This window comes from Microvirga tunisiensis (assembly GCF_009296175.1).
GTDB lineage: Bacteria > Pseudomonadota > Alphaproteobacteria > Rhizobiales > Beijerinckiaceae > Microvirga > Microvirga tunisiensis.
In genome coordinates this window covers 1-10830 of record NZ_VOSK01000221.1, presented here as the reverse complement: position 1 = coordinate 10830, position 10830 = coordinate 1, and the positions used below count along the sequence as shown (strand labels likewise).

The 10830-nt window shown below is 65.0% G+C and carries 13 protein-coding genes; 8 read left to right on the top strand and 5 right to left on the bottom strand.

Annotated features, from left to right (window positions below; translation table 11 throughout):
- Positions 1 to 150: 150 nt before the first annotated feature.
- The 3 genes from FS320_RS30745 to FS320_RS30735 all read left to right on the top strand — a co-directional run bounded on the left by FS320_RS30745 (position 151) and on the right by FS320_RS30735 (position 3771).
- The gene (locus FS320_RS30745; RefSeq protein ID WP_152716141.1) at positions 151 to 765 is read left to right on the top strand and encodes a peptidyl-prolyl cis-trans isomerase; all 615 of its coding nucleotides are present in this window, start codon (positions 151 to 153) and stop codon (positions 763 to 765) included.
- Positions 762 to 1745 carry a HupE/UreJ family protein gene (locus tag FS320_RS30740; RefSeq protein ID WP_152716139.1) on the top strand — a complete coding sequence of 328 codons (984 nt, stop codon included), beginning with the start codon at positions 762 to 764 and terminating at the stop codon, positions 1743 to 1745. The genes FS320_RS30745 and FS320_RS30740 overlap by 4 nt, the downstream gene beginning before the upstream one ends.
- Before the next feature lie 88 nt (positions 1746 to 1833).
- On the top strand, positions 1834 to 3771 hold the full coding sequence (locus FS320_RS30735; RefSeq protein ID WP_152716137.1) for a DUF3604 domain-containing protein: 1938 nt from the start codon (positions 1834 to 1836) through the stop codon (positions 3769 to 3771).
- Between the two features lie 383 nt (positions 3772 to 4154).
- Here FS320_RS30735 and FS320_RS30730 read toward each other — a convergent pair whose 3' ends face one another.
- The 3 genes from FS320_RS30730 to FS320_RS49900 all read right to left on the bottom strand — a co-directional run bounded on the left by FS320_RS30730 (position 4155) and on the right by FS320_RS49900 (position 6427).
- Positions 4155 to 5183 carry a DUF6662 family protein gene (locus FS320_RS30730; protein ID WP_152716135.1) on the bottom strand — a complete coding sequence of 343 codons (1029 nt, stop codon included), beginning with the start codon at positions 5181 to 5183 and terminating at the stop codon, positions 4155 to 4157.
- A 138-nt stretch (positions 5184 to 5321) separates the two neighbouring features.
- Entirely contained in the window at positions 5322 to 5981 is a 660-nt protein-coding gene (locus FS320_RS30725) for a DUF6766 family protein (RefSeq protein WP_152716133.1), read from the bottom strand.
- Positions 5982 to 6016: 35 nt separating this feature from the next.
- Complete coding sequence (locus tag FS320_RS49900) at positions 6017 to 6427, bottom strand: YsnF/AvaK domain-containing protein (protein WP_338105552.1); 411 nt, start codon at positions 6425 to 6427, stop codon at positions 6017 to 6019.
- A 305-nt stretch (positions 6428 to 6732) separates the two neighbouring features.
- Between FS320_RS49900 and FS320_RS30715 the strand changes: the two genes are divergently transcribed.
- The 5 genes from FS320_RS30715 (at position 6733) to FS320_RS30700 (ending at position 8884) form a co-directional block, all read left to right on the top strand.
- The gene (locus FS320_RS30715) at positions 6733 to 7071 is read left to right on the top strand and encodes a PepSY domain-containing protein (protein ID WP_152716131.1); all 339 of its coding nucleotides are present in this window, start codon (positions 6733 to 6735) and stop codon (positions 7069 to 7071) included.
- An 81-nt stretch (positions 7072 to 7152) separates the two neighbouring features.
- Positions 7153 to 7611, top strand: a complete 459-nt coding sequence (locus FS320_RS48505) for a hypothetical protein (protein ID WP_244627501.1) — start codon at positions 7153 to 7155, stop codon at positions 7609 to 7611.
- Complete coding sequence (locus FS320_RS30710) at positions 7553 to 8191, top strand: YsnF/AvaK domain-containing protein (protein ID WP_244627500.1); 639 nt, start codon at positions 7553 to 7555, stop codon at positions 8189 to 8191. The genes FS320_RS48505 and FS320_RS30710 overlap by 59 nt, the downstream gene beginning before the upstream one ends.
- 95 nt (positions 8192 to 8286) lie before the next feature.
- Positions 8287 to 8565, top strand: a complete 279-nt coding sequence (locus tag FS320_RS30705; protein ID WP_152716129.1) for a hypothetical protein — start codon at positions 8287 to 8289, stop codon at positions 8563 to 8565.
- A 130-nt stretch (positions 8566 to 8695) separates the two neighbouring features.
- Positions 8696 to 8884, top strand: a complete 189-nt coding sequence (locus tag FS320_RS30700; protein WP_152716128.1) for a hypothetical protein — start codon at positions 8696 to 8698, stop codon at positions 8882 to 8884.
- Between the two features lie 333 nt (positions 8885 to 9217).
- On the opposite strand, the gene FS320_RS30695 is transcribed toward FS320_RS30700, so the two are convergent.
- Positions 9218 to 9616 (bottom strand): hypothetical protein, encoded by a 399-nt coding sequence (locus FS320_RS30695; protein WP_152716126.1) that lies wholly within the window; start codon positions 9614 to 9616, stop codon positions 9218 to 9220.
- Between the two features lie 182 nt (positions 9617 to 9798).
- Positions 9799 to 10185 (bottom strand): LuxR C-terminal-related transcriptional regulator, encoded by a 387-nt coding sequence (locus FS320_RS30690; protein ID WP_338105551.1) that lies wholly within the window; start codon positions 10183 to 10185, stop codon positions 9799 to 9801.
- Positions 10186 to 10830 lie beyond the last annotated feature (645 nt).

The following is a 10830-nucleotide window of genomic DNA, read 5'->3' as shown; positions in this document are numbered from 1 at the left end:
AGGTCGATGCCGATGGTGGCGATGGCCTCAGTCGCGGTCTGCTGTGTCATGACATGGCTCCTTCGCTGCGGGACAATCCCGTGCCCCCATGCTCCACCCGGGAGCACGGCCGGTCCATGCCATTAGGTGCTCGCCCGCGAGGCACGGGCGTTGGAACTCGACGTTGGCGATACCATCGTCCGCCGCCGGCTGGTGCAGAAGATGGAGTTCCTTCTCGACGATACGATCCGCACCACTGAGCCACCCGAGCCCGAGCTGCGCGTCCTTTACGAGACGCGGTTGGATCTCGTCCGCACGCCAGCGCGGGTGTCCTTCACGCAGGTCTTCTTCCGCCGTGAAGACGGGGACGGTCGCGCCCGGGCCAGCCTCGTGGCCTTGTCCGATGCTGCTGCAACTCCTGATGAAGAGGGAGATCGCCTCCTGCTCGGCGACACGTTTGCGGACCAGGACGAGCTGGCGCTTGCCAACCTGTTCGGTGCCGCGTTCGCGCAGGCGGTCCTGGCTCTTCCGGCCGGACGCTGGTCGGGGCCGATCGAATCCGGGTATGGGCTGCATCTGGTGAAGGTCACGGCCGTGTCGCCGCCTCAGGCGCGTCCGTTTGCGCAGGTCCGCGAACGCCTGGCGGAGGAATGGCGCCGCGAGCGGCAGGAGACGGCCCAGGCGCAACTCCTTCGGGAGCTGATGCGGAAGTACCAGGTTGTCGTCGATCCGTCCGTGCGCCCGTGGCTCGGCCCTCTCGCCAGCCAGGTGGAGGTCCAGCCATGAGGGGGCTGCCGATTCTCGTGGCCCTGGCGTCGCTGCTGACGCCGCTCCCGGGTCACGCGCACGAGGTCCGGCCTGCCTACCTCGATCTGAGGGAGGAGCGGACCGGCGAGTTCAGCGTGCTGTGGAAGACGCCGATGGTCGGCGAGATGCGGCTGGCGCTACAACCCGTCTTCTCCGGTCGGGTTCAGGCGCTGACGCCGGTCGCGGCCCGGATGACGGGCGATGCCGCTGTGCAGACCTGGCACCTGCGGGCGAAAAGCTTGCGCGGGCAGACCCTGCGCATTGAGGGCTTGGAGGCGACCCTCACGGACGCCCTTGTCCGCGTCACCTTCCTGGACGGCAGCACGTGGGTTCAACGCCTCACCCCGCGGCAGCCCGCATACCTCATTCCTGCCCAGCCCCACGCCTGGGGCGTGGCGGGCACATACCTCACGCTTGGCATTGAGCACATCCTGACGGGCATCGATCACCTGTTGTTCGTACTGGCCCTGCTGCTTCTGACGAAGGGGACGTGGCGCCTGGTGAAGACGGTAACGGCGTTCACGGTCGCGCACAGCATCACGCTCGGGCTGGCGACACTCGGGACCGTCCATGTGCCGTCCAAGCCGGTCGAGGCGGTGATCGCGCTGAGCATCGTGTTCGTGGCGGCGGAGATCGTGCACGCCCGCTCCGGACGGGTGGGACTGGCGGCGCGCATGCCGTGGATCGTCGCCTTCACCTTCGGCCTGCTGCACGGCTTCGGCTTCGCCGGGGCCCTGAGCGAGGTTGGTTTGCCCGAGGGGCAGATCCCGGTGGCGCTCCTGTTCTTCAATCTCGGCGTCGAGGTGGGTCAGTTGCTGTTCGTCGCCGCCGTGCTCGCCCTCGTGGCCGGCACCCGCCGCATTCCGATGGTGTGGCCGCGCTGGGCCGGACTGGTTCCGCCCTATGCCATCGGCAGTCTGGCGATGTTCTGGGTGATCCAGCGCGTCGCCGCATTCTGATCATTGCCTCACGGCCGACGTCCGGAGGCAGAAACAAGATCGTGTCGGCAGGTCGGGCCGATGCGGGATGAACAACGGGAGGACGCCCATGGCCAGGAAAGATGTCGAACGCTCGATCGTGACCGGCTTGATGGCACTCGGTCTCATCTCATCGGCCTGGGCCCAGGACGTCGGCTCTCCGTCCAAGGAGGAAATCGAGAAGGCGCTGCCGAAGCCACCCTATTCACCCTATGTCAACCGCGACTTTCCCACGCGACCCTTCTTCGGCGACACGCATCTCCACACCTCGTTCTCCATGGATGCAGGCGCCTTCGGGGCGCGGCTCGGGCCGAAGGAGGCCTACCGCTTCGCCAGGGGCGAGCAACTGACCGCCTCCAGCGGGCAGCCGGTGAAGCTCTCGCGACCGCTCGACTTCCTCGTTGTCGCGGACCATTCCGACAACATGGGCTTCTTTCCGGACCTGTTCGCGGGCAAGCCCGAGGTGCTCGCCGACCCGACAGGACGCCAGTGGTACGACCTGATTCAGTCCGGCCGGGGCGCGGAGGCTGCCCTCCAGATCATCAGCGCCTTCTCGCAGGGGACGTTCCCCAAGGATCTCATGTACATGCCCGGGACGCGGCCCTATCGCGGCGCCTGGCAGGAGACGATTGCCGCCGCCGAGCAGTACAACGAGCCGGGCCGCTTCACCGCGTTCACCGGCTACGAATGGACCTCGAACACCGGCGGCAACAACCTGCACCGCAACGTCATCTTCCGCGACAATGGCGACAGAGCGAGCCAGGTCGAGCCGTTCACGGTGTATCCGCCTCTCGGGAGCGACAACCCGGAAGATCTCTGGAAGTGGATGCAAGCCTACGAGCAGAAGACCGGCGGCAGCGTGCTCGCCATCGCGCACAACGGCAATCTCAGCAACGGCCTGATGTTCCCCGTCGTCGAGGCCTTCGGCAAGAAGATCGACCGGGCCTATGCCGAGCAGCGGACACGATGGGAACGGCTCTACGAGACCACGCAGACCAAGGGCGATGGCGAGGCGCATCCGTTCCTGTCGCCGAACGACGAGTTCGCCAACTTCGAGCGCTGGGACTTTGGCAATCTCGACGCCAGCGTCGCAAAGACCAGGGAGATGCTCGAATTCGAGTATGCCCGCTCAGCGCTGAAGAACGGCCTCAAGCTCGGACAGACGCTGGGCGTGAATCCCTACAAGTTCGGCCTCGTTGGCAGCAGCGACGCACACACGGGTCTCGCCGCGATGGAAGAGGACAACTTCTTCGGCAAGACCACGCCGCAGGAGCCCAGCCCGGAGCGCATGCTCGCCACCTTCATGAACAACCCAAAGACCGGCATCAAGATCATGGACTGGCAGGTCTCCTCCTCCGGGTATGCCGCCGTATGGGCCAAGGAGAACACGCGTGCCTCGCTGTGGGATGCCATGCAGCGCCGGGAGACCTATGGCACGACCGGGCCGCGCATGATCGTGCGGTTCTTCGGCGGATGGGACTTCGCCCCGCAGGACGCCAACAGCCGCCTTCCCGCCTACACGGGCTACACCAAGGGCGTGCCGATGGGTGGCGAGCTGCGGGCCGCGCCGCAGGGCAAGTCACCCACCTTCCTCGTGGCGGTGCTGAAGGATCCGCTCGGGGCGAACCTCGACCGCTACCAGATCGTCAAGGGCTGGCTCACCCGAGACGGCAAGTTGGAAGAGAAGGTTTATGACGTCGCCTGGGCCGATGCTGAGCGACGCAGGCCCGGTGCGGACGGCAAGCTGCCTCCGGTCGGCGACACCGTCGACGTGGCGAACGCCACCTGGACCAACACGATTGGAGCGCCCGAACTGGCGACGGTCTGGACGGACCCGGACTTCGACCCGGGCCAGCCCGCCTTCTATTACGGTCGGGTGATCGAGATCCCGACGCCGCGCTGGACCGCCTACGACGCAAAGCGGTTCGGGACCCCGCCTCTGCCCGGCACCGTCATGACCATCACGGAGCGCGCCTATACCTCGCCGATCTGGTACATGCCTCAATGACCCGGGAGCCAAATTTGGTCGGCTTCCGAATTGCGCCTTGGGGTCAAAGAGCAACAAACAGCAAACAAAATGAAAGTCCGCTCACCGCGTCGAGCCTGTGTCAAAACACGAACGGGCCGCGCCGTGGAGCAATTTAATTTCCTGCTGACCCCGGTAGACCGCGGAATCCCCGATACACGGGGATGAACTTGTAAAGATCGTTCAGCGAGGCCGAGCCTGTTCGGGTTTTGACACAGGCTCGGTCAGGCAGCGAAATTCGTGGCCCGTGAGGAAGGTCTGGTTATGCAAGGATTGCTGCCCTCAGGCTTAGGTCAGCCCCGTATCAGTAGCGCGGTGAAACCCTTGTTCCCCGAGGTTCCGTCATCCTCCTAAAGGCACTGCCATCAGAATTGCGCAATCAGCTTGAGCTTGGCCTGATGCCGCTCGAAGTTCTCGAGGTCGAGGTGACCGGACCCGTCATTCGCCTTGCCTGCCACTTGCACGTCCCATGCGGCGGATAGGGACAGGTGGTCGGAGACCTTCATGTACAGGGTTGGGCCGATGAACAGCGCGCGCCCCTCGAATGCCTTGAAGTCGAGTCCCTCGTACTGGCGCAGGTAGCGGGCCTCGGCTCCGACAAACAGGTTTGGCACCGCCTGGAACGCCGCGGCCGCGGAGATGCCGAGGGTCGACTCACGCTCGGCCGGCGTCCGAGTGATAGCCACGGCCGCGGGGTCGGAGGGATCCACCTCGTCCAGGTCACGATCGAGGCCGATGAAGCCCTTTGGCCGCACGCGCTCGCCTTCGTAGGTGAGGTTGACTGCCCCGAAAACCCGCTCGGGCACCAGGGCCATGTCAAGGCTCAGCACCGCCTCAAGGGCCGTGCGGCGGGCGCGCTCGCCCGTGTCCTGATCGAAGAAGCCGAACTGAGGCTCCAGGCTGAGCGTGACGCCAACAGGGGACGGGTCGCGCTGGATGAACTGGTAGCGCATTTGCGTGGAGAACTGGCTCAAGCCGCCCGTATTCCGGTTCTCGAGATCCGGGACATTGCGGATCCAGTAGTGGTCGAAGGTGGCATCAAGCGAGAGGCTGAGCCGCTCAGCCGGAGTGTATTCCAATTCGAGCGTGGGGCTGAACACACCGTAGCGCCCGCCCCTGCGGCCGAAGCGCCCCGTGCTGTCAATGGAGGCTTCCAACTCGCCCGGATCCCCCACGTCGCTGCCCTCGGTGAACCCGAACAGGTCCTCTGTGTCAATTTCGGATTGGGACTGCTTGTCCTCCTGGGACTGCTTGTTGTCTTGGGCCTGCTGCCTGCCCTGAGGCTGTGCCGGACGCGGCGGCGACCGACGCGGGAGCCCTTCGGCACAAGCCGGATGGATCAAGGCCACGAGGGCCAATGCGGGAGCGACACGCAGGACAGGGCTAAGCAACATGACAGCTCCGGTAGAGCTCGATGCAAGGGGACGGCGGTTCAGGCGAACCCTACCCTCTCGCTCCGTGAGGAGGAAGGCCTGCACAGGTTCTTCCGCAGAGCGGGCTGGACTTGCCCTGAACCGGTCTGAGCGGACAGGTCAGTGCCCCGTGGCGGCGTGGGGAGCGGCCACGGGCTTGGACTCCGGCGATCCGCGTTCCCGCAGGTAGATGCCGAGCACCAGCAGCACCCCGATCGACAGGAACTCGCTCTGCCAGTTCTGGAAGCTCTCGTACCAGAACTGCGGATCAACCAGCGTGTCGGTGATGGTCTGTGGCGGCTGCGGGTGCTGGAGCGCCTCCTCGTTGATCCGGCGCGTGCTCCCCGCCACGTGCAGCCAGGAGGCAAGAAAGAGCGTGACCAGCGCGATGCTGAGGGAATGCGAGTAGAGCTTCAGCAGCAGGCCGCCACGATGCACGGGCCAGGGAGCCTGTGGGTTGTTGCGCTTGGCGGACGGCGACTCATCCTCGGGGTTGTCCTCATCAGGCTTCTTGGACTCAGAGGCCCCCTTCTGGAACAGGAAGATGGTGAGCAGCACGTAAGCCGCCATCTGGAGGAACTCGCTTTCCCAGTTCTCGAACACCGCCGAGATGAAGTGGCCGCTGGTCAGATAGGGCAGGAAACCGATGGCAGGGAGTTCATGCAGGCGGAGTTCCTCGGCCTGGGCTCTCCATCCGGTGAGCGCCTGGCCGACCAGGGAGATCAGGAACAGGCCGAACAATGCCACCGAGAGTCCATTGTCCCGCAGGAACCGACGCATACACTGACCTCACGCTCGCAAACCGCTACGGTTCGTCAACGCGGAGGCGGATTGTCGGTTTCCGGATCGGCCTTATCGTCGACGGCGGCGCCATCCGGAGGCTCACGTTCCACAACAGCACGTTGCTTGCGCAAGGTGACCGGCACCTCGACGGTCTCGGTTTCGACCCGGCGCCGGATGTGCAGTTCCTCCTTGAGCACGAGGCGCTTCTCGACCACGAGCACCTCCTCGAGCACCGGCACGATCGTCACATCGCCCTCGGTCCTGATCTCGGGCGCGGTCTCGACCACCCTGTCGATCGGCACACGGGTGACCTCGATGTCCTCCCGCTGCACGGACGCGTGCGCCAGTTCCTCGACGGTGTCGGTGACCGTCCGCACCCGCACATGCCCGGTCACGACCTGCCGCTTGCCGATGATGGCACTCTCCTCGACGACAGGGACGATCTCCTGCGCTACGGTTCAAGGATCGCTCCTCAGGGCATCATCAAGGACAGGCACCGGCTCCTGGTCATCCGGGGGCGCGTTTGGGTTTGGGACGGGGTCGGCCATCGATCCTCTCGAGGTAAGCGACAACCAACGGGTGCTGGGTAGGGGAGTTCCCGGCGCCGAAGAGGGATAAGGGCCATCGTTCGGGACCAGCCGCGCGGGCGCCTCCGCAGGAATAGCGTCCTCCCCACAAGCCTGGCAGTCGGAACCGTCACCGTGGTCGCACATTGAGCCCTACGTGTTTGACACAGAGGAGAAGCACCTTGAGACGCCTCGGCTTTGCAACTCTGGCCGTCCTGTCGGCCCTGACCACGGCGACGATGGCCCAGACTTCGGCGACACAGCCGACGAACAACAGTGGCTCGTCCAATCCTGCCGTCACCCATAAGCCCGCCGACAGTCCGCAGACGACCGGCGCAGTCGAGCCCGGTGCCAACAGCTTCACCGAAGCGCAGGCGCGCTCCCGCCTTGAGGCGCAGGGCTTCAGCAACGTCACCGAGTTGCGCAAGGACGATCAGGGCATCTGGCGCGGCAAGGCCCAGCGCGACGGCAAGTCGGTCAGCGTGGGCATCGACTACAAGGGCACGGTTCAAACCCAGTAAGCCCGATCTCCATCTCTCATTCCATCCAACAACCAGGATGCCGGCGCACAGCCGCATCCGTTCCGAGGAAGTGAAACGATCATGACGAACAAGACCATCACGGCGTTCTTCGACCGCTACGAGGATGCCTCGGAGGCCGTCCGCCGCCTGGAGGCTGCCGGCGTTTCCCGTGGCGACATCAGCTTGATCGCCAACAACGAGGGTGACCGCTACTCGTCCCATGCCAGCCGCACCTTCGATGGCACGAACCATCATGATGACGATGTCAGCGACGGCGCCGGCACGGGGGCTACCGTCGGCACGCTCGCCGGCGGTGGGGCTGGCCTTCTCGCCGGCCTCGGCATGCTCGCCATCCCGGGGCTCGGCCCCGTGGTGGCGGCGGGTTGGTTGGTGTCCACTCTCGTTGGTGCCGGGGCCGGCGCAGCCATTGGCGGACTGACGGGGGCGCTCGTCGACGCCGGCGTCGACGAGAATGACGCCCATGCCTATGCCGAGGGCGTCCGCCGCGGCGGACGCCCTGGTGACGGTGCGGGCCTCTGATGCGGAGGTCGACCGGATCGTCGATATCCTTGATGATGAGGGGACCGTCGACTTCGACGAGCGCGAGACCACCTGGCGCTCCGAGGGCTGGACGGGCGCCAGTGCCACCGCACCAGGTGCGACTGGGCTGCCGGATCGTGCGTCGTCCACGGCTCGCGGCACCGATGAGGTGATCCCGGTCGCCGAGGAGGAGCTGCATGTTGGCAAGCGCGAGGTGAACCGCGGGCGCGTGCGCCTGCACTCGCGTGTGATCGAGCGCCCTGTGCAGGAGCAGGTCACCCTGCGCGAGGAGCGCGTCGACGTGGAGCGCCGCCCGGTCTCCGGCACGACGCAGGCTGGCGCCCTCGGCGGCGATCCCTTCCAGGAGCGCACCATCGAGGTGGAAGAGCGCGGCGAGGAGGCGGTGGTCTCGAAGGAAGCCCGTGTGGTCGAGGAAGTGGTTGTGCGCAAGGAAGCCGATCAACGCACCGAGACGATCTCGGACACGGTCCGCAAGACCGAGGTCGACGTCGAGGACGAGCGTGGCAACACCGTCTCGCGGACGGGCACCACGGGCAACCCGAGCGGCCGCACCCGCTGAGGATATCCGGAAGCCCGGCCTTCAAGCCGGGCTTCCTCGGCCGATCGCATCACCTGACCCGAATCCGCCGTCAGGATGGCAAAGGGACGACCATCATGCTCAAGACGCTCCAGATCTCGACGGCTGCGACGCTCGTTGCGGTGAACGAAGCCCTCGCGCAGACGACTCCCGCCGCCCCGGCGGCACCCGGGGCAACCGATGAGAGCGCAAGCTGGCTGTGGCTCATTGTTCTCCTGGCCATCGTCGCCGCTGCGGCCTGGTATTTTCTGCGGAGGCGGTCGCGGACAACGACAACCAGCACGACTGGCACCTCCACCACCTCCGGGACAGCGGGCAACCGACCCAACGTGTACGACAAAGACCGGCGCCCGTAAGGGACAGCCCCCGCTCGTGACCCGGCGCCGGATATGCAGTTCCTCCTCGATCACCATAGGTTGGCAGCGGCCGACCCTCAGGCCCTTGAAGGGCCAAGCTTTGGCTTCATTGGACAAGTAGCCTGGACTGATGGCGAAAGAGAACACACAGCCGCTCGACGAGGCGGTGGAGCAGACCATCGAACAAGCCGATCAGGCCATCGAGCAGACCCGCGCCGAGATCGCCCGCTCGCAGGCCTTGAGCCAGGTTGAAGCGGGCCTGGCGCGGTCCATCGAACGCATCGCCGATGACCACGACGGCTCCGCCCACGAAGAATGATGCCGCTGCAAGACGCACCACTGTGAATCGACACCGAAGCTTTGACCCCTCGCAAGGGAAGTGTAACGCCTAGGTTAGGCGACACAAAATGGAAATCCGGCGGGGTCATCATCGGCGCCGATGATGACCCCGCTGATGCTACGAATTCGCTAGCAACGTCATGTGCGTAACGGCAGTTGGCGTAAGGGTCCGTGTTCGATGCTGATTTACACTCCTGGGCGGCAGCCGGCAGTCCGGGCATGAGGCCCAGCGCCAATCCGAAAGCCGCCGTTGCCGGATGCCTCATGCCTGCGCTCCCGTCGCTCGGATCAGTTGCAGCGGGTGTAGGTGGTTTCAAGATCGGGGAAGTCCGGATCGAACTTCACGATTGGTGTTCGCATTCGGCACGCGGAACGAGATCGGCAATGCGCCCATCATCATCCGGCTGGAGCAGTCGAGGACCGCCCGAAAGCCGTCGGAGGTCGGTTTCTCCGATCCCAGGCTGCACGTCGCCCGCGCGCCTTGGATGCGGTTGCCGTTGATGATGAAGCTCGTGTCGGCGTTGCGCTTGTTCAGCTTGAAGGCAAACCGCCCGCTCCTCTTCGTGAAGACGTCGGAACACTCCGCCGAGTTGATGACCCAGGCACCCTGGAGTTCCGAAAGGGATGCGGCGTGCGCCGGACCTCCGGTGACGGGGCCGAGCAGCGTCCCCGCAACCATCCAAGCTGCCATCGTCCTGTAGGTTGCCGTCATGGACTTCCCCTCCCCCCTATGGCATGGATCGTCGTGAGCGGCCAGGAGACCCTTGCCCCGGACGGCGCCGATCCGCCCCCGCTTCACCGGTGGAGCTTCCGTTGCCAGGCGTGGGTCCGCATTTGGGGTAACCCCTGACTTTCACCGGAAGAATCCCTCGATTGGCTGGGGTCGTTGCCCCGCTACAGCTCGACCAGCTTGTTGCGGATCGCATACCGCACGAGGGTTGCCGTCGAATGGGCGTTGATCTTGCGCATGGCCGAGGCGCGGTGGCTTTCCACGGTCTTCAGGTTGAGGCTGAGGATCTGGGCCGCTTCCTTGTTGCTGTGGCCCTCGGCGATGAGCTGGACCACGCTGCGCTCCCGCGTCGTCAGGGCGCCGTCGGCGAGAGGGCCCTTCGTCAGATAGGCATTCAGCAGGGTCTCGGAGACGCATCCGGTGAAGAATGGCTTGTGTTGGGCCAGCGTCTCTACGGCCGCGATCAGGAACTTGCGGGCATCCGACTTGAGCAGGTAGCCGCGCGCTCCGGCCTCAAGCAATTCGCGCAGCAGCGGCTCGCTCTCGTGCATGGTAAAGATCAGGACCTCGGTCTATCCGGCGCCTCTATCAGCGCGTGATGCCGACCGCTACCCACCACCGAAACTGGGCGCGTAAATCGGCCCAGCAATTTCGCATAGGCCGCAGTATGGAGCGCAATCTAAGGTGTTCGGAAAGTGTTCGTGACGGCTTATAGAACGCCGCGCCGGCTATTCATTAAAATCCGCTCCGCAGCAGGCCTCAGCCGGCGCGCGAATACACAGAACAGCTTCCCGTTCAAACCGGCCGGAATCTCCTGCCACGTTTAACTTAAGTGATGGGACACACCGCCCTGAGACATAGGCTCATGGTGTTTCCTCCCTAAGGAAGCTCCTGAGACTGGTTCCCTCCTGGCAATCTTCCCTCTGCCGGGAGGGATATTTTTTTGCCGGGACGTAGGAGAGACCGAGAGGAGCACGTTTTCCCGGTCTCTCCCCGCCTGGATGAGGAACAGTTTGTTGGGGTGGACGGCCCCCTTACGGCATCGCTGTGCCAGAATGAGGTCGTTGCTGATCTCAAACACAGGAGACCGTCCGTGGACCAGATTATTCGCATCGGGATGGATACGTCAGTGCGCCGGGAGACCGGCAAGGAGTAGGAGGTGAAAGTCCCCCACGATGAAGGGCAAGCAACCCACA